Source organism: Phyllobacterium sp. 0TCS1.6A, assembly GCF_026420825.1.
Taxonomy (GTDB): Bacteria; Pseudomonadota; Alphaproteobacteria; order Rhizobiales; family Rhizobiaceae; genus Phyllobacterium.
The window spans coordinates 680,582-702,662 of sequence record NZ_JAPMAB010000002.1; the positions used below are offsets into that span (position 1 = coordinate 680,582).

At 60.4% G+C, this 22,081-nt stretch carries 20 protein-coding genes and 2 pseudogenes; 19 read left to right on the plus strand and 3 right to left on the minus strand.

What is annotated here, in order from left to right:
* Positions 1 to 2 precede the first annotated feature (2 nt).
* The 11 genes and pseudogenes from OSJ75_RS07425 to OSJ75_RS07475 form a co-directional block, all read left to right on the plus strand.
* On the plus strand, positions 3 to 1,067 hold the full coding sequence (locus OSJ75_RS07425; protein ID WP_250019018.1) for an ABC transporter ATP-binding protein: 1,065 nt from the start codon (positions 3 to 5) through the stop codon (positions 1,065 to 1,067).
* A gap of 2 nt (positions 1,068 to 1,069) precedes the next feature.
* Positions 1,070 to 1,936: a carbohydrate ABC transporter permease gene (locus tag OSJ75_RS07430; protein WP_250019017.1), complete on the plus strand. Its 867-nt coding sequence runs from the start codon at positions 1,070 to 1,072 to the stop codon at positions 1,934 to 1,936.
* A gap of 82 nt (positions 1,937 to 2,018) precedes the next feature.
* Complete coding sequence (locus tag OSJ75_RS07435) at positions 2,019 to 2,837, plus strand: carbohydrate ABC transporter permease (protein ID WP_267227509.1); 819 nt, start codon at positions 2,019 to 2,021, stop codon at positions 2,835 to 2,837.
* Positions 2,837 to 3,118 carry a DUF2160 domain-containing protein gene (locus tag OSJ75_RS07440; protein WP_250019016.1) on the plus strand — a complete coding sequence of 94 codons (282 nt, stop codon included), beginning with the start codon at positions 2,837 to 2,839 and terminating at the stop codon, positions 3,116 to 3,118. The genes OSJ75_RS07435 and OSJ75_RS07440 overlap by 1 nt, the downstream gene beginning before the upstream one ends.
* A 61-nt stretch (positions 3,119 to 3,179) precedes the next feature.
* Complete coding sequence (locus OSJ75_RS07445; protein ID WP_250019015.1) at positions 3,180 to 4,904, plus strand: ABC transporter substrate-binding protein; 1,725 nt, start codon at positions 3,180 to 3,182, stop codon at positions 4,902 to 4,904.
* Between the two features lie 45 nt (positions 4,905 to 4,949).
* Positions 4,950 to 5,449: pseudogene (locus OSJ75_RS07450) on the plus strand (aldehyde dehydrogenase family protein); the annotation flags it as partial.
* Between the two features lie 98 nt (positions 5,450 to 5,547).
* Positions 5,548 to 6,795: an ABC transporter substrate-binding protein gene (locus OSJ75_RS07455; protein WP_267227401.1), complete on the plus strand. Its 1,248-nt coding sequence runs from the start codon at positions 5,548 to 5,550 to the stop codon at positions 6,793 to 6,795.
* An 89-nt stretch (positions 6,796 to 6,884) separates the two neighbouring features.
* Entirely contained in the window at positions 6,885 to 7,763 is an 879-nt protein-coding gene (locus OSJ75_RS07460; RefSeq protein ID WP_250019013.1) for a carbohydrate ABC transporter permease, read from the plus strand.
* On the plus strand, positions 7,760 to 8,641 hold the full coding sequence (locus tag OSJ75_RS07465; protein ID WP_250019012.1) for a carbohydrate ABC transporter permease: 882 nt from the start codon (positions 7,760 to 7,762) through the stop codon (positions 8,639 to 8,641). The genes OSJ75_RS07460 and OSJ75_RS07465 overlap by 4 nt, the downstream gene beginning before the upstream one ends.
* A gap of 5 nt (positions 8,642 to 8,646) precedes the next feature.
* Positions 8,647 to 9,762 (plus strand): ABC transporter ATP-binding protein, encoded by a 1,116-nt coding sequence (locus tag OSJ75_RS07470; RefSeq protein WP_250019011.1) that lies wholly within the window; start codon positions 8,647 to 8,649, stop codon positions 9,760 to 9,762.
* A gap of 104 nt (positions 9,763 to 9,866) precedes the next feature.
* Positions 9,867 to 10,237: pseudogene (locus OSJ75_RS07475) on the plus strand (GMC oxidoreductase); the annotation flags it as partial.
* A gap of 35 nt (positions 10,238 to 10,272) precedes the next feature.
* On the opposite strand, the gene OSJ75_RS07480 reads toward OSJ75_RS07475, so the two are convergent.
* Together OSJ75_RS07480 and OSJ75_RS07485 are read right to left on the minus strand one after the other, a co-directional pair.
* Positions 10,273 to 10,530: a DUF982 domain-containing protein gene (locus OSJ75_RS07480; protein WP_250019010.1), complete on the minus strand. Its 258-nt coding sequence runs from the start codon at positions 10,528 to 10,530 to the stop codon at positions 10,273 to 10,275.
* Positions 10,531 to 10,666: 136 nt separating this feature from the next.
* Positions 10,667 to 11,575 (minus strand): LysR substrate-binding domain-containing protein, encoded by a 909-nt coding sequence (locus OSJ75_RS07485; protein WP_267227402.1) that lies wholly within the window; start codon positions 11,573 to 11,575, stop codon positions 10,667 to 10,669.
* 113 nt (positions 11,576 to 11,688) lie between these two features.
* On the opposite strand from OSJ75_RS07485, the gene argH reads away from it, so the two are divergent.
* The 5 genes from argH to OSJ75_RS07510 all read left to right on the plus strand — a co-directional run bounded on the left by argH (position 11,689) and on the right by OSJ75_RS07510 (position 16,180).
* A complete protein-coding gene (argH, locus tag OSJ75_RS07490) occupies positions 11,689 to 13,137 on the plus strand; it encodes an argininosuccinate lyase (RefSeq protein ID WP_267227403.1) in 1,449 nt (482 codons plus the stop codon).
* Entirely contained in the window at positions 13,131 to 14,030 is a 900-nt protein-coding gene (locus OSJ75_RS07495) for an amino acid ABC transporter permease (RefSeq protein WP_267227404.1), read from the plus strand. Before argH ends, OSJ75_RS07495 begins: the two co-directional genes overlap by 7 nt.
* A 1-nt stretch (position 14,031) precedes the next feature.
* Positions 14,032 to 14,796 (plus strand): amino acid ABC transporter ATP-binding protein, encoded by a 765-nt coding sequence (locus OSJ75_RS07500; RefSeq protein ID WP_305884368.1) that lies wholly within the window; start codon positions 14,032 to 14,034, stop codon positions 14,794 to 14,796.
* A gap of 27 nt (positions 14,797 to 14,823) precedes the next feature.
* Positions 14,824 to 15,654: an ABC transporter substrate-binding protein gene (locus tag OSJ75_RS07505; RefSeq protein ID WP_267227405.1), complete on the plus strand. Its 831-nt coding sequence runs from the start codon at positions 14,824 to 14,826 to the stop codon at positions 15,652 to 15,654.
* Positions 15,655 to 15,760: 106 nt separating this feature from the next.
* Positions 15,761 to 16,180: a GNAT family N-acetyltransferase gene (locus OSJ75_RS07510; protein ID WP_371929559.1), complete on the plus strand. Its 420-nt coding sequence runs from the start codon at positions 15,761 to 15,763 to the stop codon at positions 16,178 to 16,180.
* A 6-nt stretch (positions 16,181 to 16,186) separates the two neighbouring features.
* On the opposite strand, the gene OSJ75_RS07515 is transcribed toward OSJ75_RS07510, so the two are convergent.
* A complete protein-coding gene (locus tag OSJ75_RS07515) occupies positions 16,187 to 17,392 on the minus strand; it encodes an MFS transporter (protein WP_267227406.1) in 1,206 nt (401 codons plus the stop codon).
* A 124-nt stretch (positions 17,393 to 17,516) separates the two neighbouring features.
* On the opposite strand from OSJ75_RS07515, the gene OSJ75_RS07520 reads away from it, so the two are divergent.
* The 3 genes from OSJ75_RS07520 to OSJ75_RS07530 all read left to right on the plus strand — a co-directional run bounded on the left by OSJ75_RS07520 (position 17,517) and on the right by OSJ75_RS07530 (position 21,967).
* Complete coding sequence (locus OSJ75_RS07520) at positions 17,517 to 18,575, plus strand: histone deacetylase family protein (protein WP_267227408.1); 1,059 nt, start codon at positions 17,517 to 17,519, stop codon at positions 18,573 to 18,575.
* 23 nt (positions 18,576 to 18,598) lie between these two features.
* On the plus strand, positions 18,599 to 19,912 hold the full coding sequence (locus OSJ75_RS07525; RefSeq protein ID WP_267227409.1) for an MFS transporter: 1,314 nt from the start codon (positions 18,599 to 18,601) through the stop codon (positions 19,910 to 19,912).
* 111 nt (positions 19,913 to 20,023) lie between these two features.
* Positions 20,024 to 21,967 carry a DUF4139 domain-containing protein gene (locus tag OSJ75_RS07530; RefSeq protein ID WP_267227410.1) on the plus strand — a complete coding sequence of 648 codons (1,944 nt, stop codon included), beginning with the start codon at positions 20,024 to 20,026 and terminating at the stop codon, positions 21,965 to 21,967.
* The last annotated feature ends 114 nt before the right edge of the window (positions 21,968 to 22,081 follow it).

The window sequence follows — 22,081 nt, forward strand, 5'->3', positions numbered from 1 at the left end:
AGATGGCAAAGATCGACCTCAATCATATTCGCCACGCCTACGGCCCAAATCCGCAATCGCCGAAGGATTATGCGCTGCGCGAAGTGCATCACAGCTGGGACGATGGCGGCGCCTATGCCTTGCTCGGCCCCTCGGGCTGCGGCAAGACCACGCTGCTCAACATCATTTCAGGCCTGATACATCCGTCGCACGGGCAATTGCTGTTCGATGGCCAGGATGTGACCAATCTGTCGACCCAGGAACGCAATATTGCTCAGGTGTTCCAGTTTCCCGTCATCTACGACACGATGAGCGTCTACGACAATCTTGCCTTCCCCTTGCGCAATCGTGGCGTGCCGGAGGCCGATATCGATCGCAAGGTGCGCGAAACGCTGGATATGATCGATCTGGCAGATTGGGCGAAAAAGAAGGCGCGGGGCCTTACCGCGGACCAGAAGCAGAAGATCTCGCTTGGCCGAGGTCTCGTGCGTTCCGACGTCAATGCCATTCTCTTCGACGAACCATTGACGGTGATCGACCCTCACATGAAATGGATGCTGCGGTCGCAGCTCAAGCAACTGCACCGTCGCTTCGGCTATACCATGGTCTACGTCACTCACGATCAGACGGAAGCACTGACCTTCGCCCAGAAGGTCGTCGTCATGTATGAGGGCGAGATCGTGCAGATCGGCACGCCGGAAGAGTTGTTCGAGCGGCCGAAACATACTTTCGTCGGCTATTTCATTGGCTCTCCCGGCATGAATGTCATGCCGGTGAAGCTGGCTGGCGCAATCGCCAGTCTCGGCAGTCACCGGATCGAGCTTCCAGCTCCCGCCAAGCTGGGCGATGCCACGAAAGTCGAGCTTGGCATCAGGCCGGAATATGTCCGGCTCGGCCGGCAGGGCATGCCCGTTACCATCGCCAAGGTTGAAGACATCGGCCGCCACAAGATCGTCCGCGCGCGGCTGGAAGGCCAGGAACTCGCAATCATCGTCGGCGAAGGCCAGGAAATTCCGACGGAGCCGCATGTCGCCTTCGACCCGCGAGGCATCAATATCTACGCCGATAGCTGGCGGGTGGAGGGCTGATCATGGAAAAGACCTGGAATAACAAAGCTTGGTTCATGGTCCTTCCGGTGCTGTTGCTGGTCGCATTCTCCGCGGTGATACCGCTCATGACGGTGGTGAATTATTCGGTCCAGGACACGTTCGGCAATAATCAGTTCTTCTGGGCCGGTGCCGAGTGGTTCGAGGAAATCCTGCATTCGGACCGTTTTCATGCGGCGCTGGGGCGAAATCTCTTCTTTTCGCTGGTCATATTGCTGATCGAGATACCCCTTGGCATAGTCATCGCCTTGAACATGCCGCGGCGCGGATGGGGCGTTCCCGTCTGCCTCGTGCTGATGTCACTGCCGCTGCTGATCCCGTGGAACGTCGTCGGTACGATCTGGCAGGTGTTCGGCCGCGTCGATATCGGCCTGTTGGGCCGTACGCTCGAGGCATTGGGCATCAATTACAACTACGTCCAGAATCCTGTCCATGCCTGGATCACGGTCTTCATCATGGATGTGTGGCACTGGACCAGTCTCGTGGTTCTGCTGTGCTATGCCGGGCTGGTTTCCATTCCGGATGCCTTCTACCAGGCAGCCAAGATCGACGGCGCTTCGCGCTGGGCGGTGTTCCGCTACATTCAATTGCCGAAGATGAACCGCGTCCTGCTGATTGCCGTGCTGTTGCGCTTCATGGACAGTTTCATGATCTATACCGAACCGTTCGTCGTCACCGGCGGCGGCCCGGGCAATTCCACGACATTCCTGTCGATCGACCTGGTGAAGATGGCCGTCGGCCAGTTCGACCTCGGCCCGGCGGCTGCCATGTCGATCATCTACTTCCTGATCATCCTGCTGATGTCATGGGTATTCTATACCGTCATGACGAATTACGATGCGGAGCGCTGACATGAGCGAAACAGTTGCCCGCGGATCCGCCGCGACCCACACGGCAGAACAGCGCCGCATCGACAAGGCCCTGGCACGCCGCATGCGCAAGCGCGGCGACGAGTCGAAGCTGTGGTGGCTGGTGCCGACCCTCTATATCATATTCCTGATGCTTCCGATCTATTGGCTCATCAATATGAGCTTCAAGACGAACCAGGAAATCCTGGGGACTTTCTCGCTTTGGCCCCAGAACCCGACCCTGAACAATTATGCGGTCATCTTCACCGATCCGTCCTGGTACAAGGGCTACATAAATTCGATCATCTATGTGGTGATGAATACCGTCATTTCCGTACTGGTGGCGCTGCCGGCCGCCTATGCGTTCTCGCGCTATCGCTTCCTCGGCGACAAGCATCTGTTCTTCTGGCTGCTCACGAACCGGATGGCACCGCCCGCCGTATTCGCGCTGCCCTTCTTCCAGCTTTATTCGGCGTTCGGACTGATCGACACGCATATCGCGGTGGCGCTCGCGCATTGTCTTTTCAACGTTCCGCTCGCGGTCTGGATCCTTGAAGGCTTCATGTCGGGCGTGCCGAAGGAGATCGACGAGACCGCCTATATCGACGGCTACTCCTTCCCGCGCTTCTTCGTGAAGATATTCGTGCCGCTCATCGCAAGTGGCATCGGCGTCGCCGCCTTCTTCTGCTTCATGTTCTCCTGGGTCGAGCTGCTGATTGCCCGCACCTTGACGACAACGGACGCCAAGCCGATCGCCGCGATCATGACCCGCACCGTATCCGCTTCCGGCCTCGACTGGGGCGTGCTGGCGGCTGCCGGCGTGCTGACGATCATTCCGGGCGCGATCGTGATCTACTTCGTCCGAAACTATATCGCCAAGGGCTTCGCCCTGGGGAGGGTATGATGAATTTCTCATGGATGGCGTGGACATTGCCGACGGCGCTCTTCTTCCTGACGATCCTGCTGTTGCTGATCGGCATGGCGGTCTGGGAATATTTCTCCCCCGGCGGCAATCCGCGCGTCGGGGTACTGCATTTCGAAACCACGCGCGGCGACAGGCTTTTCGTGTCGCTGCTCGGCAGCGCTTTCATCCATCTCGCCTGGCTTGGCCTCGTCGGTCCCAATCTATGGTGGGCTCTTGCTCTATCGGTGGTCTACGCCATTGGCGTGTTCCGCTTCGTCTAGAATTCCACCGCCGGCAGGTGCCGGTGGTGAAAGATGCAATCGCAACTCTGGGAGGACAATCATGCGAACGCGACTATTGACGGCAACAACGGCTCTGGCGCTGCTCTTCGGCGCTGGAGGGGCCTATGCAGGCATGGATGAGGCCAAGGCCTTTCTTGACAAGGAAATCGGTGATCTCTCCTCGCTGCCGCGCGCGGACCAGGAGAAGGAGATGCAGTGGTTCATCGATGCTGCGAAGCCATTCGCCGGCATGGAGATCAAGGTGGTTTCGGAAACGATCACGACCCACGAATATGAGTCCAAGGTCCTCGCCAAGGCATTCAGTGACATCACCGGCATCAAGATCACCCATGATCTGATCGGCGAGGGTGACGTCGTCGAAAAACTGCAGACGCAGATGCAGTCGGGCGAAAACGTCTATGACGCCTATGTCAACGATTCCGACCTCATCGGCACGCATTGGCGCTACCAGCAGGCCCGCAGCCTGACGGACTGGATGGCCAATGAGGGCAAGGACGTCACCAATCCGGGTCTCGACCTCGCCGACTTTATCGGCACGAAGTTCACCACCGCGCCGGACGGCAAACTCTACCAGCTGCCGGACCAGCAATTCGCCAATCTGTACTGGTTCCGCTACGACTGGTTCAACGACGAAAAGAACAAGGCCGATTTCAAGGCCAAGTATGGCTATGATCTCGGTGTTCCGGTCAACTGGTCGGCCTATGAGGACATTGCCGAATTCTTCACCGGACGTGAAATCGACGGCAAGAAGGTCTATGGCCACATGGACTACGGCAAGAAGGACCCGTCGCTGGGCTGGCGCTTCACCGATGCCTGGCTGTCGATGGCAGGCAATGGCGACAAGGGCCTCCCCAACGGCCTGCCGGTCGACGAATGGGGCATCAAGGTCAACGAGAAGTCCCAGCCGGTCGGCTCGTGCGTTGCACGCGGCGGCGACACGAACGGACCTGCGTCGGTCTACTCCATCCAGAAATATCTCGACTGGATGAAGGCCTATGCACCGCCGGAAGCCCAGGGAATGACCTTCTCCGAATCCGGTCCCGTTCCCGCACAGGGCAATGTCGCCCAGCAGATCTTCTGGTACACGGCTTTCACCGCGGACATGGTGAAGAAGGGACTTCCCGTCATGAACGATGACGGGACGCCGAAATGGCGCATGGCTCCCTCGCCCCATGGCGTCTACTGGAAAGACGGCATGAAGCTCGGCTATCAGGACGTGGGTTCCTGGACATTGCTGAAGTCCACGCCGGACGATCGCGCCAAGGCCGCCTGGCTCTATGCGCAGTTCGTCACGTCGAAGACCGTCGACGTCAAGAAGAGCCATGTCGGCCTGACTTTGATCCGCGAAAGCTCGATCCAGCACGAAAGCTTCACCAAGCGCGCGCCTGAACTCGGCGGGTTGATAGAATTCTACCGGTCGCCGGCTCGCGTCCAGTGGTCGCCGACGGGCACCAACGTTCCGGATTATCCGAAACTTGCCCAGCTCTGGTGGCAGGCAATCGGCGACGCTTCTTCCGGCGCGAAAACACCGCAGGAAGCCATGGATTCGCTTTGCGCCGAGCAGGAAAAGGTCATGGAACGGCTCGAACGGGCTGGCATCCAGGGCGATATCGGCCCGAAACTGGCTGAAGAGCAAGATCTCGAATATTGGAACAAGGACGCCGTTGCCAAGGGCAATCTGGCTCCTCAGCTCAAGATCGAGAACGAAAAAGAAAAGCCGCAGACCATCAATTACGACGAACTGGTCAAGAGCTGGAACAAGTAAGCCCTTCGCTGGGTAAGGAAAGCGGCGCTTCGGCGCCGCTTTTTTATTCGCGCTATCATCACGCCGGAACCTCTTGCGAAGATCGTCACCTATGTTCGCACGGCGGAAACTTCCGGCGCGCAGATCCGCCATGGCGGCGAGCCGCTCGATCTCGGCATCGGGCAATATATGGCGCCGACCATCCTTTCCGCCGTGCAGCCGGATATGGCGGTGGCGCGGGAAGAGGTGTTCGGTCCCGTCCTGTCGGTGCTCACATTCGAAACGGCGGAAGAAGCAGCGACGATAGCCAATTCGATCGACTATGGCCTGTCGGCGGGTGCTGGAGCCGCGACTTCGATACGTGCCTTTGCATGGGGCGCAAGATCAGGGCCGGAACGATCTGGATGAACACGTTCATGGACGGCGCTTCGGAGCTGCCTTTCGGCGGCTACAAACAATCGGGGCTCGGACGCGAGCTCGGACGTCACGCCGTGGAGGATTATACGGAAACCAAGACGCTCAACACGCAGCTAGGTAGGCGGAAAGTAGTATGGTCAGGCGATTAAATCGATTGTATGGGTCATTCTGCATCATGTATTGATGTAGCGGACTCTGGGAAACTGCAGTCGGTTATTTTTATCATTTTTTCTTGTGGGAGGCTTGAATGAGAAATTTAATTAATACGGTTGCCGCATCGGCAATGCTGCTTGGCGTCGCTTCGGCCGCGCATGCAGCCGAGAATGTGGAAGTATTGCATTGGTGGACCTCCGGCGGCGAGGCCACGGCGCTTGAAGTATTGAAGAAAGACCTCGAATCCAAAGGCATCAGCTGGTCGGACATGCCCGTTTCGGGCGGCGGCGGCACGGAGGCCATGACGGTCCTGCGCGCTCGCGTCACCGGCGGCAATGCACCGACTGCCGTCCAGATGCTCGGCTTCGATATTCTCGATTGGGCAAAGCAGGGTTCGCTCGGCAATCTCGACGAAGTCGCCGCCAAGGAAAAATGGGATGACGTGATCCCGACGGCGCTGCAGCAATTCTCCAAATATGACGGACATTGGATCGCCGCGCCGGTGAACGTCCACTCCACCAACTGGATCTGGATCAACAAGGCCGCATTGGACAAGGCCGGCGGCAAGGAGCCGCAGAACTGGGACGAGCTCATCGCGCTTCTCGACAAGTTCAAGGAGCAGGGTATCACCCCTGTCGCCCATGGCGGCCAGCCCTGGCAGGATGCGACGATCTTCGACGCGGTCGTTCTCTCGCTCGGCAACGACTTCTACAAATCGGCGTTCATCGATCTCGATCCGGCAGCACTTGGCGGCGAGAAGATGAAGGAAGCGTTCGACCGCATGACGAAGCTGCGGACCTATGTCGACGACAATTTCTCGGGTCGTGACTGGAACCTTGCTTCCGCCATGGTGATCGAAAACAAGGCCGGTCTCCAGTTCATGGGCGATTGGGCCAAGGGCGAGTTCGTCAAGGCCAAGAAGGAGCCTGGCAAGGATTTCGTCTGCATGCGCTTCCCGGGGACGCAGGGTTCAGTAACCTTCAACTCCGATCAGTTCGCCATGTTCAAGGTGAGCGACGACAAGACCAAGGCCCAGCTCGTCATGGCATCCGCCATCGAGAATCCGGAATTCCAGTCCGCGTTCAACGTGGTCAAGGGTTCGGCCCCGGCACGCACGGACGTTCCGGACACCGCGTTCGATGCCTGCGGCAAGAAGGCGATCAAGGATCTGGCCGAGGCGAACAAGGCCGGCACGCTCTATGGTTCGATGGCGCACGGCCACGCCAACCCGGCAGCGGTGAAGAATGCGATCTATGACGTCGTTACGCGTCAGTTCAACGGCGAACTCAGCTCCGAGGACGCCGTCAAGGAACTGGTGGCAGCTGTAGACGCCGCCAAGTAATACCAGGCCCGCCCGAGCCGACAAGGCCCGGGCGGGCTCTCCGCGGGAACGCGGCAATTACAAGCATTCATATTTAAGGGGGCGAGGCTATGGATACCCGCAGCCGCATTCAGGATCTCATACCAAAGCTGGTATTGGGCCCGACATTTCTTATCGTACTCATTTTTGTCTATGGCTTCATCGTCTATACGGGCATCCTGTCCTTCACGGACAGCAAGATGCTGCCGACCTATGGTTTCGTCGGTTTCGAGAATTACCGCAAGCTCTGGGCGCTGCCGCACTGGTGGCGCGCGATCACCAATCTCGGCATCTTCGCCTCACTTTACATCATCATCTGCAGCGTCATCGGTCTCGGCCTCGCCATTCTTCTCGACCAGAAGATACGCATCGAAGGCTTTCTGCGCCCCATCTATCTTTATCCCATGGCGCTGTCCTTCATCGTGACCGGCGTTGCCTGGAAATGGTTTCTCGACCCGGGTATCGGCCTTGAAAACACGATGCACCAATGGGGTTGGGAGAGCTTCTCCTTCAACTGGATCAAGGATTCCAAGATGGCGATCTATACCGTCGTCATCGCCGCCGTCTGGCAGTCCTCCGGCTTCGTCATGGCCATGTTCCTGGCCGGGTTGCGCGGCGTGGACAATGAAATCATCAAGGCAGCGCAGATCGATGGCGCATCGACGACCATGATCTACAGGCGGATCATCATTCCGCTGATGCGCCCGGTCTTTCTTTCGGCCTTCGTCGTCCTGGCGCACCTTGCCATCAAGGCCTACGACCTGGTCATCGCGCTCACCGGCGGCGGCCCCGGCCAGGCCACGGAACTGCCTGCGACCTTCATGTATTCCTATACGTTCACCCGCAATTCCATGGGCATTGGTGCGTCGTCGGCAATCATCATGCTGATCATGATCTTCTCGATCATCATCCCCTATCTCTATTCCGAAATCAGGGGGAGCAACAAATGAGCCATCCGAACCCCGACAACGCGATCACGAGCGGCCGCCTGACCCGGGCGCTGATCTACACCGCCCTGCTGCTGTTCGCCTTCTATTACCTGCTGCCGCTCTACGTCATGGTCGTCAATTCGTTGAAGACGCTCGACGAGATACGTCGTGGCGGCATGCTTTCCCCGCCCAGCGAATGGACGATCGAGCCATGGCTCGCCGCCTGGTCGACGGCGCAGATCGGCGTGCAGCCCACCGGCTTGCGGCCCTATTTCATCAATTCGATCATCATGGTCGTGCCCGCCGTCGCCATTTCGACCATCCTCGGTGCGCTCAATGGCTACGTGCTGACGAAGTGGCGCTTCCGCGGCTCGAATATCATCTTCGGCATGCTCCTGCTGGGCTGTTTCATCCCGTTCCAGATCGTGCTCATCCCGATGGCGCGGATGCTGCGCCTCCTCGACCTTGCGGGAACCATACCCGGCCTCATCCTCGTGCATGTCATCTACGGCCTCGGGTTCACCACGCTCTATTTCCGCAATTACTACGAGAACTTTCCAACTGAGCTGGTGCGTGCGGCCCAGATCGACGGCGCCGGATTCTTCCAGATATTCCGGCGGATATTGTTGCCGTCCTCGGGGCCGATCATCGTCGTCTCCGTCATCTGGCAGTTCACCAATATCTGGAACGACTTCCTGTTCGGGGCATCCTTCTCCGGCTTCAACAGTACGCCCATGACCGTCGCGCTCAACAATCTCGTCAATTCATCGACGGGCGTGAAGGAATACAACGTGCATTTCGCCGGTGCCATTCTCGCAGCACTGCCAACACTCATCGTCTACATCGTCTCCGGGCGCTATTTCGTCCGCGGCCTCATGTCCGGCGCCGTAAAGGGATAAACCAAATGTCATTTCTCAAAATCAGCAATCTGCACAAGTCCTACGGCAATGTAGCCATCCTGAAGGATATAAATCTCGAGATCGACGAGGGCGGCTTCCTCGTTCTCGTCGGTCCTTCCGGCTGTGGCAAATCCACCTTGCTGAATACGATAGCCGGACTCGAGCCGATCACGTCCGGTGATATTTCCATCAAGGGAAACTCGATCAGCGGACTGCATCCGTCCAAGCGCGATATCGCAATGGTGTTCCAGTCCTACGCGCTTTATCCGAACATGACCGTGGCGGGAAATATCGCCTTCGGCATGGAAATCCGCGGCATACCGAAGCCGCAGCGCGAAAAGGCCATCAAACAGGTCGCGGACATGCTGCAGATCGGCCACCTGCTCGACCGCAAGCCGAGCCAGCTTTCCGGCGGTCAGCGCCAGCGCGTGGCAATGGGGCGCGCGCTGGTGCGCAATCCTCAGGTGTTTCTCTTTGACGAACCCCTGTCGAACCTCGATGCGAAGCTGCGCGTGGATATGCGGACCGAGATCAAGCGGCTGCATCAGCGTATGAAGACGACGATCGTCTATGTCACGCACGATCAGATCGAAGCCATGACGCTCGCCACCAAGATCGCCGTTCTCAAGGATGGCGTCTTGCAGCAATTCGGTACACCGGCCGAAATCTACAACAGCCCCAACAATCTCTTCGTTGCCGATTTCATGGGCTCGCCCGCGATGAACCTGCTCGAAGCCAGGATAGAGAATGGCGGTGGCGATCTGCATGTAAGGCTCGAGCGGCCCGACGCCGAGCCGCTGCGCCTGCCCATCGGTTCGACCGGCAATCTCCTCGCCGATTACGTCGGCAAGGATGTCATATTCGGTATCCGCCCGGAAGCACTGACCGATCCGGACGGTGCGGATCGTGCCGGCCTGCTGGCCGAAGGCGAGTGTCTCATCGAGGTCGTGGAACCGGCGGGCTCCGACACATTCGCGGTAACGAAACTCGGCGGCAAGGAGGTCGTAGCCCGGCTGCGTGCCGATGCGCAGATTCTGGCGGGGCAAACGGCGCGTTTGGCATTCAACCTGAACAAGGCCGTGTTCTTCGATCCGAAGTCGCAGCTGCGCATCGGCGCCTGAAGGGTCGAGCGTACGGACATGCGGGCAAGCAAGACCGCTGATATCGTCATCATCGGTTCCGGTATCGGCGGTGCGACAGCCGCCGCCGGAAAACCCCGTCCGCATCCGGCGTCATACTCAATTCGGCCTATCTACATCCCCGTTCGCGCGGCACGGTCCGGCTGAGATCGTCGAACCCGTTAGACGCGCCCCTGATCGATCCGAATTACTGGAGTGATCCGCACGACCGCAAGATGTCGATCTCGAACTGAGAGTCCGCGGATTGGAAGGGCTGCGCGTATGCGACAGTTCGGTGATGCCGCGTGTTCCTTCATGCAACACCAATGCGCCGACGATCATGATGGGAGAAAAAGGCGCTGATATCATCAGGGGGCGGGAACCATTGCCACCGGCCATCTTCGCCGATGAACGCAGCGAGAGGCGCCCGCGCGCTCGGGCGTCGATCTCCCGACAGCCGCCAACGATCCGGCGGTAAGCCGCCCGGTACGGGTAGGCGCTTGGTCAGTGCGGCTATTGCCGCAACCGGGTGTCGAGAAAAATACCAGCCTCGCGCGCCGCGGTTATGAACGCATGCCGCGCCTTGTGGGCTGGCTTCCATCCGTCGAGTGCGTCGAGGCAGGCTTGCAGGGCACGGCGATAATTCGGGCCCTTTTTCGTGGGCCAATAGCTTCGCAGGCATTCGATCGCTTCCCAGACGCTGGAAACAGCTCTTTGACCGGCAGCACCAAGGGTCACCGTCACTGGAATGGGAAAACGCTTGTCGTTCATCACTTCCTCCATATCGATGATTTGCAGGCGTGGCAGCCGCGAATCTGGAATGCACAAATAGTTACCGCAGTTCCGTGACAAGGGAATGATATTTTTGTGTCGATGGTGGGGTATCGAGCGCCGGTGGCAGCCATGACTAGCGCAGTTCCGGCGGCATGGATTCCACCTGGGCCAGCAGCCAGTCGCGGAAGAGCAGCATGGCCGGGCGCTGAGGGCGTTCCTGCGGGTAGGTCAGCCAATAGGCATGCTTGCTTACAAAGCCGAAATTTCCCGGATTGACCAGTTTTCCCGCGGCGATCTCATCGGCAATCAGGCCCCGCGGCACGAGCGCCAGCCCTTGCCCGGCAATGGCGGCGCGGATGACGAGCGCGTAATAGCCGAAATGCGTGATCCGTCCCGGCTCGAAGCTGGACAGGGCGTGCGCCTCGGCAAATTCGCTCCATCGCAGCGGCGTGTGCCGGTGATCGAGCAGGGGAAAATTGGCGATATCTGCCGGACGGACGATGCCGCCGAGCCGGGCGATGAAGCCGGGAGCACCCACCAGCGCTACCTGCCGCCCAAAGAGATAGTGCTGGACCTGCCCTTCCCAATCGCCCTCGCCGAACCGGAAGGCGGCATCTGCCTGATTGATCAGATCGCTATTGGCGAAGGTCGACAGCTCCACCTCGATCTCGGGGTGGGCTTCGGCGAAACTCGCAAAACGCGGGATGACCCAGCGATCGCCCATGATCGGCAGGATATGAAGCTTGATGGCGTTGGGAGAGCTGCCAAGGGCGGCGATGCGCAATGTGGCATTCTCCAGCGCGCCGAGGGCGGTGCGTGCCTCCGATATGTAGATGCGGCCGGCTTCCGTGGGCGAGAGTCCGTAGGGGGTGCGGCGGAAGAGGGCCGCCCCCGCCATGTCCTCGAGCGCCAGCAACTGCTTGCTGACCGCGCTCTGGGTCATGTTGAGAGCCTTGGCGCTGGCCGTCGTGCTACCCTGCTCGGCGATCATGACGATGACCTGCAGCGCGCGCGTCGAAGGATATGTGCGGTTCGAAACCATTGGGCCTATCGGGGAGCGGGTATTCCTTTTTGGAATGGATATGGGAATTCATTTCGTTTGTCGCGAAAAAAACGCGCAAATAAGCTGCCGGGAAATAAAAATGGGAACATGCCATGGCCAATGAACCTTCAGCCCGATTGTGGGGCGCCCGATTCAGGGCGAGCCCCGCGCCTGAACTCGTTGCATTCTCGCGCTCTGAAAGCAGCTATTTCCGGCTTGTCCCCTATGACCTCGCATCATCGATGGCCCATGCGCGCGAACTGGTGCGGGCAGGCATCCTGACGGAAGCCGAAGCGGAAGAAGCCTGCGCGGCGCTCCGCCAGATTGGCGAAGATTATCGGGACGGCCGCATCGTACCTTCGCCGGCGGACGAGGATATCCATACTTTTCTCGAGCGTGTTCTCGGCGAGCGAACCGGGGTCCTTGGCGGCAAGCTGCGCGCCGGGCGTTCGCGGAATGACCAGGCCGCCAATGATCTGAAGCTTTATCTGCGTGATGTCGCGCGATCGATCGGCTCGGATATGCTGGCGCTGCAGTCCGCGCTGCTGGAACAGGCTTCGCGCCACGTCGAAACCGTGACCGCTGGCTTTACACATCTGCAGCCGGCGCAGCCCGTGAGCTTCGCCCATCAGCTTCTGGCTCATGCGCAGACATTTGCGCGCGACTTCGATCGGCTGCAGGATTGGGACCGCCGTGCGGCACGTTCTCCGCTTGGCGCGGCTGCGCTCGCCGGATCGGCCATAGCCTTGCAGGCCGAACTCTCGGCTGCCGAGCTCGGCTATGATGCACCCTGCGAAAACTCCATCGATGCCGTGGGCAGCCGCGATCATGTGGCGGAGTTCCTTTTCGTCACGGCGATGTTCGGCGTGCATCTGTCGCGCCTGGCCGAAGAGCTGTTCCTCTGGTCGTCCCGCCAGTTCCGCTGGATCGAGATGGACGATGCCTATGCCACCGGCTCCTCCATCATGCCGCAGAAGAAGAACTGCGACATTGCGGAACTGACCCGGGGCAGGTCCGCCCGATTGATCGGCAGCCTCTCGACGATGCTCGTGGCGCTGAAAGGGCTGCCCTTTGCCTATAATCGCGACCTTGCCGAAGACAAGCATGCCGCGTTCGATACGGTCGATGCTTTGAAGCTGATGGTCCCGGCGATGGCCGGGCTCGTGCGGACCATGCGGGTGAACACCGAGAGAATGGCGCAGCAGTCGCTCGAAGGCTTTACCCTCGCCACCGAGGTGGCGGACTGGCTGGCGCGCAGCGGCGTGCCCTTCTCCGAAGCGCATGAGATTACGGGCGCATTGGTGCGCTATTGCGAGGATCGTTCGCTCGGACTTGAAGATCTGACGGAGGCCGATCTTGCCGCCGTCGACCCGCGCCTGTTGCCGCCGATCATGGATTGTCTCTCGGCTCGCGCCGCCATTGCAGCGCGCAGTGGCTATGGCGGCACGGCGCCGCAACGCGTATCGGAACAGATCGCGCGTCTCGCCAGCCTCTTGAACGATCAGCGCCAATGGCTGCATGATTACTCGGGGCCAAGCTTCGAAGAGGTGGCGAAATGGTGAAACCTGAGAGCGGTGCCGGCGTGGCAGCCGGCAAATATTCGATCGCGCATCTGACGCACCAGCCGCGTCGCCATTATGGCCGCTGGCTGGCCGCCACGCTGATAGTGATTGCCCTCGCCATGATCGTGAAAGCCTTCGCGCAAGGCCAGATCGCCTGGCCCGTCGTCGGGCAGTTCTTTACTGCGCCTGCGATCATTTCCGGCCTGTGGAACACAATCATGATGACGATCTGCGCCATGGCACTCGGATTGGTGCTGGGTGTCATCTTTGCCATCATGATCATGTCGCCGAACCCGGTGCTGAAATATGTGGCGGTCTTCTATATCTGGTTCTTTCGCGGAACCCCGCTGCTGCTGCAATTGCTGCTCTGGTTCAACCTGGCGCTGATCTTTCCGACGCTCGGCATACCGGGGCTGTTCGAGATGCGCACAGTGGATTTCATGACGCCGTTCATGGCCACGCTGCTGGGCCTCGGCATCAACCAGGGCGCCTATACCGCCGAAGTCGTGCGCGGCGGCATCCTGTCGGTCGATAACGGGCAGATCGAAGCGGCCAAGGTGATAGGCATGACACGCCTGACAATGCTGCGCCGTATCATATTGCCCCAGGCGATGCGCGTTATCATCCCGCCCGTCGGCAATGAAGTCATCAGCATGGTGAAGCTGACATCGGTCGCAAGCGTGATCCAGTATTCCGAAATATTGCGCAATGCGCAGGCGGTCTACTATGCCAATAACCGGGTCATGGAACTGCTCATCGTCTCGGCTATCTGGTATCTCGTCGTTGTCACCGTTCTGTCGATCGGACAGCACCTGCTCGAAAAATATTACTCGCGCAGCGAGGGGCGCCGCGGTGCCAAGCGCGTGCAAGCGGCTGCTGCGGAGGGCGCGTAACATGTGTGCAATGGTGGTCATCGCCGATATCGACAAGCATTTCGGCAACTTCCAGGCCCTGAGCAAGGTTTCGCTGGAAATCGAGCAGGGCGAGGTCCTTTGCATCATCGGCCCGTCCGGTTCGGGCAAGAGTACGCTTCTGCGCTGCATCAATCAGCTGGAGCGGATCGATGCTGGAGCGATCTGGATAGAGGATGAGCTTGTCGGCTTCCGCCAGGAGGGCAATCGCCTTTACGAGCTGACCGAGCCGCAGATTGCGCGGCAGCGTCTCGCCAGCGGCATGGTATTCCAGCGTTTCAATCTTTTTGCCCACATGACCGTCCTGGAAAATATCATCGAAGGTCCGGTGGTCGTACAGAAGCGTCCCAAGAGCGCGGTCGTACCGGAGGCGCTCGCCCTGCTGGACCAGGTCGGGCTGCGTGACAAGCGCGATGCCTATCCAAGCGAATTGTCCGGAGGGCAGCAACAGCGGATCGCCATTGCCCGCGCGCTTGCGATGAAGCCCAAGCTGATGCTCTTCGATGAACCGACGTCTGCGCTGGATCCGGAACTCGTGAGCGACGTGCTGAATGTGATGCGTGATCTCGCCAGGAGCGGCATGACCATGGTGGTCGTCACGCACGAACTCGGCTTTGCCCGGGAAGTGGCCCACCGCGTCGTCTTCATGGATCAGGGGCGCATCGTCGAAAGCGGCCCGCCGCAACAATTGCTGAGCCATCCGACCGAAAAGCGCACCCAGGATTTCATAGCGGCAGTCTTGAGCTGACCGCGCAACAAGAAGAGAGGAACTCACATGACCCGCCTTGCCACGATCGCCGCCATCGGCGCTGCCACCCTTTTCAGCCTGCCCGCCTTTGCCCAGGAACTGCCTGCGCGCATCAAGGATGCCGGAAAGATCGTCATCGCGACCATGCCGAATTACCCGCCGATCACCTTCAAGGATCCGGCCACCAACGAGCTCCAGGGCTTCGACATCGATCTTGGCGAGGCCATCGCCAAGGAGCTGGGCGTCAAGGTGGAGTGGCAGGAAATTGCATTCGCCCAGATGCTGCCTTCGCTGCAGACCGGGCGGGTCGATCTCGCCATGGCAGGCATGAGCGACAAGAAGGCGCGTCAGGAGACGGCCGACTTCGTCGATTACATGATGTCCGGTGCGCAGTTCTATACGTCGAAGGCCCTGTCGGAGGAGATCAAGACGGTGGATGACCTCTGCGGCAAGTCCGTAGGCGCCAGCCGGTCTACCGATTGGCCGGCGCAGATCACGGCCTGGAGCGAGACAAACTGCGTCGCTAAAGGCAAGGCCGCCATCAATGTCATAGGAACGGAAGGTTCCGCCGACGCCCGCACCCAGATCAAGAGCGGCCGCCTTCAGGCTGCGGCGCAGGGCAATGAAACGCTGCCCTACAATCAGAAGCTCGAACCCGATACCTATGTCGCCATTGGCACCGCCTTCAGCCAGTCGCTTGCAGGGATTCCGGTGCTGAAGACGGAGACCGAACTGCGCGATGCAGTAAAATCTGCACTCGACAAGCTGCAGGCGAACGACACCTACGATCAACTCCTGGACAAATATGGCTTGAAGGCGAACAAGCTGTCGCCGATCACCATCAACAAGGGCGAGTGATGCCTGCAGGAGAAGACGGCGCCAACCGTCTTCTCCGCCTATGGAGGTTCGGGAATTGATAAGGACGAAACTGGCCGCGGCTTCGGATCACCCGGCGCTCGCTTCGATGATGGAAGAAATGCAGGCCCATTACAATGCGGCCTGCCCGCCTCGCGAGATACTGCTGGAGCGCCTGAAAACTGCGCCGAACGGGTCGGAAATTCTGATTGCGGAAGGTCCGGAATTGTTGGGATTCGCTGCATTCTCCTCGCATTTTCCCGGTCCTGCACTGCAATCGGGACTTTTTCTCAAGGAGCTTTACGTCGGAAGAGAGCACCGGGGTCGGGGCGTCGGCACCGCCTTGATGACCGCAATGGCTGCCCTGGCGGTCGAACGCGGCCATAGCCGCGTGGACTGGACCGCCGACCGCGATGATGAGAGGCTTCGAAACTTCTACGACACGCTCGGCGGATCGGCCAAGCCGGAAAAGCTGTTCTATCGGCTGGATGGCGCAGCGCTGTTGCAGGCCGCATCGAACCGTCGCTGAAGCCTATTACTGGCCGCGGGGTCGCGCCAGCCAGCCATAAATCGCCGAGAGCCCCAGAATTGCAGACGTGCCGAGAAACACCGCCTGCATGCCGATATGGCCGCCGATGAAGCCGCCGGCCAGAGGGCCGACGACCTGGCCGGCATATTGCGATGAAGTCGCGTAGCCCAATATGTTGCCTGCCACCCGGTCGGGCACATTGTGCCTTATGACGCTGGTGATGCAGGGAAGCAGGCCGCCGAGCGAAAGTCCCATCAGGAAACGCAGCAGCACCAGTTGCCAGCCCTCGGTGACGAAAGCCTGGGGTATGAGCAGCAGCGCCGAAACGGCCAGCGCGGCCACGATCACGTTCCAATGGCCGATCGTATCCGCAAGCTTGCCGAGGCGGGACGCCGAGAGGATGCTGCCGAGCGCCGCGGCAGACATGACGATGCCGGCGACCATGGTGACTTGTGCCGGGTCGGCAACGAGTTGAGCCACATAGACCGTGATTATCGGCTCGATGGACATATTCGCCAGCATGAGCAGCATTCCGGCCAGCAGCATGAGGATGACGGGTCGCTTGTCTTCGATTGCGGACCAGCCGCCACTTTCCGCATGGCGCTGCGCGGCGGGCCGGCGTTCCTCTCGGATGAACGACATCGTGGCGAGGAAAGTAATGAAGATCACGCCGCCGGCGAGCCAGAACGTCTGTCGTATCCCGATCAGCGGCGGCAGCGCGCCTCCGATGAGCGGACCGACGAGATTGCCGGCCATGATCCCGGACGCCAGCGTGCCAAGGGCCCAGCCGGTGCGCTCCCTTGGCGTCTGGGTGGCGACGAGCACGGTGGAACCGGAGGCGTAGCCGCCAAGCAGTCCCGTCAACAGGCGCAGCGCGATCAGATGCCAGACTTCTGTCGCCATTCCCATCAGCGACATCGCAATGGCCATGCCAAGGCTGGCGCGTATCAGCATGAGCTTGCGGCCATAAAGATCGGCAAGCTTGCCCCAGAGCGGTGCGACGAGAGCGGCGGTGAAGAATGTGGCGCCGTAGGCAACGCCGGACCACTGGACGACAAGCGCATGCTCCGTTTCGCCCAATTGCTCGATGTAGAGCGGCAGGAATGGCAGGATCAGGGTCATGGCCACGATGGTTGTGAAGGAGCCGAGCAGGCAGACGACGAGGTTCTGCCGCCAGTACAAAACGTCGGGGGTATTCGTAGCTTCGCTCATTTCGCCTGTAGTTTCAGTTCGAGGACTTGCGTGCGGATTCATCTTTTCGCAACGCCGACTTGCATTGCCGGACTGAGTGAATAGGCTTCAACGCGATTCTCCGCAAACCATAAGAAGCAAATCCATGAAACTGTTTTTCGATAGCCGGCAGATGGCGCACCGCCCGACGCAATACATGATCAATGGTGTGATTACCGATCCGCTGGAAAATCCGACGCGGGCCGAAACGCTGATCAAGGCGCTCGCTGCACTCGGGCTCGAGCAGGAAAAACCGGCGGATGCGGGCCTTGCCGCCATCCATGCGGTGCACCCGGAACATTATGTGTCGTTCCTGAGCACCGCCTATGAACGCTTCATGGAACTTCCCAATCACGGGCCGGAGGTGCTGCCGAATGTAAGCGCCTATCAGGGCGCTGCGCCCGACTACGGTCCCCGCCCGCTGCCAAGACCGAGCGGCATACTCGGCCAGGCGGGCTGGTACATCAATGGCCTGTCCTGCGCCATGATGGAGCAGACCTACGATGCCGCTTATGCCTCGGCCCAGACGGCCATCGCCGCCGGCAACGAATTGCTGAACGGCGCGAGCGACGTGTTTGCGCTGTGCCGTCCGCCTGGCCATCATGCCTATGCGGACCGGGCCGCGGGCTTCTGCTACTTCAACAATGCGGCTATCGTCGCGCAGCAGTTGCGCGGCAAATATGACCGTGTCGCCATCATCGATTTCGATACGCATCATGGCGATGGCACGCAGGCGATCTTCTATACTCGCGACGACGTGTTTTTCGGCTCCACCCACACCGACCCTTCCAATTATTACCCGCATTTCAGCGGCTATGCGGATGAGACGGGCGCTGGCAAGGGAGAGGGCGCGAACCTCAATCTGCCACTGGCGGAGGGGAGTGGCGACGAGGCCTTCATCGAGGCGAACCGCAAGCTCGCCGCCGCCGTGGCCGCGCATGGTGCCCAGGCGCTGGTCATTTCTGCCGGCTGGGATGCACATCATCAGGATCCGCTGTCGAAGCTTGCCGTGACCACCGGAGCCTATGCGGAAATCGGCGCCATCTGGGGGGGTGTGCGCCTGCCGACGGCGATCGTGCAGGAGGGCGGTTATTCGTTGAGCGCGGTGGCCGAGGCGGCGCCGCGGTTTATCGCGGCCTACCGTAATCGCCGCCAGATGATTTGACAGCCAGAACAGGAGATGAGGGGATGAGTCGGATCGACGCAAAGAGGCAGCCCGTGCGCGCTGCCATAGGTGCCTTTGTCGGCACCATGATCGAATGGTACGATTTTTACATCTATGGCACCGCCGCCGCCCTGGTGTTCGGCGATGTGTTCTTTGCTTCGCAGGACCCGATCATGGGCATATTGGCATCGCTCGGCACCTTCGCGATCGGCTTTGTGGCCCGTCCCGTCGGCGCGCTGCTTTTCGGCCATTTCGGCGACAAGGTCGGCCGCAAGAAATCGCTCATCATCACGCTCCTCCTCATGGGCGCCGCGACGGTGCTGATCGGGCTTCTGCCCGGCTATCAATCCATAGGCGTCTCGGCCGCCGTCCTCCTCGTCGCGCTCCGGTTGGTACAGGGCGTCGCGGTCGGCGGCGAATGGGGCGGGGCAGTATTGATCGCGGCGGAACACGCACCGCCGCGCTGGCGCACGTTCCTCGCATCGGCGCCGCAATATGGCAGCCCCATCGGCCTTATCCTCGCAACCCTTGCCTTCCGCACGGTCTCCGACCTGCCGCAGGAGGATTTCCTCAGTTGGGGCTGGCGGGTTCCCTTCCTTCTCAGCGGAATATTGATCATCCTCGCTTTCATCATCCGCGCCGGCATCAATGAAAGCCCGGAACTTGAGGAGCGGTTGAAGGAAAGGTCGGTGCAGAACGTGATCCCGGCCAAGGAGATATTCCTGACCCGCAAGACGTCCCTGGCGCTCGGCATGGGTCTGTGCCTGCTCGGTGTGGCCGGATTCTACTTCATCACCACCCTCATGATGACCTTCACGACGACCTCGCTCGGCATCAGCCGCTCCGACATGCTGGAACTGGTTTCGTGGGTCGGCGTCATAGAACTGATTGCCTTCCCGGCGGGCTCCTACATCGCCACCCGCTTCGGCGAACGGTTCCTGCTGGTGATAACGTCCGGCGCGGCCTTGCTGTTCGCGGTGCCGATGATGATGCTGATCATCACCGGCGACCTCACCAATATCTATATCGCCGTCCTCACGGCCACGCTGTTCCTGGCCGCGCACTATGCCGTCATGGCGCCTTTCCTGACGCGGGCATTTCCCGTCCATCTGCGCTATACCGGCATTTCGCTCAGTTCGTCGTTGAGCGGTGCGATCTTCAGCGGCCTGACCCCCGTCATCGGCGTCTGGCTTGTGCATGAATTCGGCGTGCAATGGGCACCATTGGCGAGCCTCTTCATATTCATCGCCGGGGTAAGCTTCCTGTGCAGCATCTTCCTTCCCGTGGAAGACAAGGAGTCCGAATCCTTTGCGGCGCGGGCGGCGGAAAGAGCCTAGCGCCGAACAAAAGCCCGATTGCTGGTGGAGCGCTGGCAATCGGCATGTGCGGATGGGATTAGACCCCATGCGCGTGAATGCGTTCGAGATCGAGGCTTCGGGAGGAAAATCATGGTTCATCGTCGGCGTCGCATGCTTTCCGCTATCATTCTGCCGCTGTGGGCTTCGACCGCCATGGCGGCGGGCAACGGCCCGGTAAAATCCGTCACTATTTCTTCGGGAGGGCTGGTCGAGGTCGTTCGCACCGCCGATATCGATGACAGGAACGCGGTCAGCATCGACGTGCCGCTCGACCAGGTGGACGATATTCTCAAGAGCCTCATCGTCCGGGACGACAAGGGACAGGTGAAGAGCATCGTCCTTGCCGGGCCGAACCCTGTCGAAGAGACTTTCCGCACGCTGCCATTCACCGCCGACGATATCGGCGCTCTTCCGCGCCTGCTCGATGCGATCAAGGGAACGAAGGTCAGGTTGACCGGTGCCCGTGAAATCGAAGGCGTGGTGCTGGGCGTCGAGCAGCGGCCGGCAGCGGAGGGTGCGACGATCCCCATGCTTGCCATTCTGCCCGACAGCGGCGCCATGACGACGGTTCCCCTCGATAGTTCGGTCTCTGTCCAGATCGTCGATACTGCGCTGGCAGCCAGGATCAGCGACGCTGCGCTCGTCGCGGGACGGGCCGCGGCCGACCGCGCCCGCACCATCGAGATCGGTCTCGACGGCCAGGGCAGCCGGCAGGTGGACATATCCTATGTGGTGGCCGCTCCGATCTGGAAGACCAGCTATCGCATGATCACCGGCGACCAGGGGAAGGCAAGGCTCCAGGCATGGGCGGTCTTCGAAAATGCCTCCGGGGAAGATTGGCGCGATGTCGCGGTCACGCTTTCGTCAGGCAAGCCGGTGACGCTGCGCCAGAGGCTGCATCAGCGCTATTGGGCGGACCGTACGGAGGTGCCGGTCGAGGCTGGACCAGACCCGCGGTCAATGGCGGATATGGAAATGGCTGCAGCGCCAAGACCTTCGCGCCGCTCCGTGGCTGGATTTGGCGGTGCGGCGGCCGAGCCGCAGGCCGAAGCTCCCATCGAGATGGCGGGCGTGGATGCGGCGGCGATCGACGAACAGGCGGTCATCGCGAATTTCGCGCTTCCCGGCAGCTATGATGTGAAGAACGGCGATACGATATCGGTGCCGCTGATCGACAAGGAGGTGAAGGCCGAGATGGTCTCGGTGTTCCGCGTGGGGAGCGACAGCGAACATCCGACAGCTGCCGTGATGCTGGACAATGATACGGGGGTCAGCCTGCCGCGCGGCATTCTCACCGTCTATGACGATAGGTCGGGCTATATCGGCGACGCGCAGATATCGGCGGTGCCGACCGGAGAAAAACGTGCCGCGCATTTTGCCACGGACCAGAAAGTCAGCGTCGCAGTCGAGGCAAAGCCGCAGCATACCATCCTGTCGATCAAGGTGAACGACGGCATGATCCATGCCAGGACGCAGGTTCGTGATGTCTCCACCTTCAAGCTCAGCGGCGCCGGCGATGCCGACCGGACATTGATGATCGAACAGTTGAAACGGCCGGGCTGGACCTTCACGGCAGGCGATATGGATGAGCCGACCACGACACATGAGAGGATAAGGGTGGCGCTGAAGGCGGGTGAGACGAAGGAAGTCGAAACCGCGTTCGAGCAAACCCGGGACGAGACTTTCGCACTGGCCGATGCCGATCCGCAGATGATACTGAGCTGGGCCAATACCGGCGCCGACGACGAGACGCGGACGAAGCTGAAGGAACTCGGGGAAGCGCGCCAGAAACTGCTCCAAGCCCAGGACGCGCTAGAGAAGATCCAGCGGGAATACGACCAGCTTGCGGAGGCACAGGATCGCACGCGGGACAATCTCCGCGCTGTGCCGAATGGCGATCTGCAGGCGCGCTATATCCAGCAGATGGCGCGGGAGGAGGACGAACTTGCCGTCTTGCGCAAGGAGCGTGCGGATGCGCAAGAAATCATCGACAGGTTCGGAGGCAGGGTGTCCGAGATCATCAGGACCTTCTGACGAGGCGCCGGAGCGCGGCGGTCATCGCGCTGCGACGGCATGTCTTTCGACGAAGGTGGCGAGCTGTGCGCAATGGCCACGTTTTGCATCGAGTCGGATTTCCGATCGATTGGC

Bases quoted from the DNA above. Each gene is read 5' to 3' on its own strand.
- OSJ75_RS07485 (WP_267227402.1), bottom strand. From the start codon at position 11,575: ATGGTTTCGAACCGCACATATCCTTCGACGCGCGCGCTGCAGGTCATC.
- OSJ75_RS07430 (WP_250019017.1), top strand. From the start codon at position 1,070: ATGGAAAAGACCTGGAATAACAAAGCTTGGTTCATGGTCCTTCCGGTG.
- OSJ75_RS07500 (WP_305884368.1), top strand. From the start codon at position 14,032: ATGTGTGCAATGGTGGTCATCGCCGATATCGACAAGCATTTCGGCAAC.
- OSJ75_RS07520 (WP_267227408.1), top strand. From the start codon at position 17,517: ATGAAACTGTTTTTCGATAGCCGGCAGATGGCGCACCGCCCGACGCAA.
- OSJ75_RS07510 (WP_371929559.1), top strand. From the start codon at position 15,761: ATGATGGAAGAAATGCAGGCCCATTACAATGCGGCCTGCCCGCCTCGC.
- OSJ75_RS07505 (WP_267227405.1), top strand. From the start codon at position 14,824: ATGACCCGCCTTGCCACGATCGCCGCCATCGGCGCTGCCACCCTTTTC.
- OSJ75_RS07440 (WP_250019016.1), top strand. From the start codon at position 2,837: ATGAATTTCTCATGGATGGCGTGGACATTGCCGACGGCGCTCTTCTTC.
- OSJ75_RS07455 (WP_267227401.1), top strand. From the start codon at position 5,548: ATGAGAAATTTAATTAATACGGTTGCCGCATCGGCAATGCTGCTTGGC.
- OSJ75_RS07465 (WP_250019012.1), top strand. From the start codon at position 7,760: ATGAGCCATCCGAACCCCGACAACGCGATCACGAGCGGCCGCCTGACC.
- OSJ75_RS07445 (WP_250019015.1), top strand. From the start codon at position 3,180: ATGCGAACGCGACTATTGACGGCAACAACGGCTCTGGCGCTGCTCTTC.
- OSJ75_RS07480 (WP_250019010.1), bottom strand. From the start codon at position 10,530: ATGAACGACAAGCGTTTTCCCATTCCAGTGACGGTGACCCTTGGTGCT.
- OSJ75_RS07525 (WP_267227409.1), top strand. From the start codon at position 18,599: ATGAGTCGGATCGACGCAAAGAGGCAGCCCGTGCGCGCTGCCATAGGT.
- OSJ75_RS07470 (WP_250019011.1), top strand. From the start codon at position 8,647: ATGTCATTTCTCAAAATCAGCAATCTGCACAAGTCCTACGGCAATGTA.
- OSJ75_RS07425 (WP_250019018.1), top strand. From the start codon at position 3: ATGGCAAAGATCGACCTCAATCATATTCGCCACGCCTACGGCCCAAAT.
- OSJ75_RS07530 (WP_267227410.1), top strand. From the start codon at position 20,024: ATGGTTCATCGTCGGCGTCGCATGCTTTCCGCTATCATTCTGCCGCTG.
- OSJ75_RS07515 (WP_267227406.1), bottom strand. From the start codon at position 17,392: ATGAGCGAAGCTACGAATACCCCCGACGTTTTGTACTGGCGGCAGAAC.
- argH (WP_267227403.1), top strand. From the start codon at position 11,689: ATGGCCAATGAACCTTCAGCCCGATTGTGGGGCGCCCGATTCAGGGCG.
- OSJ75_RS07435 (WP_267227509.1), top strand. From the start codon at position 2,019: ATGCGCAAGCGCGGCGACGAGTCGAAGCTGTGGTGGCTGGTGCCGACC.
- OSJ75_RS07495 (WP_267227404.1), top strand. From the start codon at position 13,131: ATGGTGAAACCTGAGAGCGGTGCCGGCGTGGCAGCCGGCAAATATTCG.
- OSJ75_RS07460 (WP_250019013.1), top strand. From the start codon at position 6,885: ATGGATACCCGCAGCCGCATTCAGGATCTCATACCAAAGCTGGTATTG.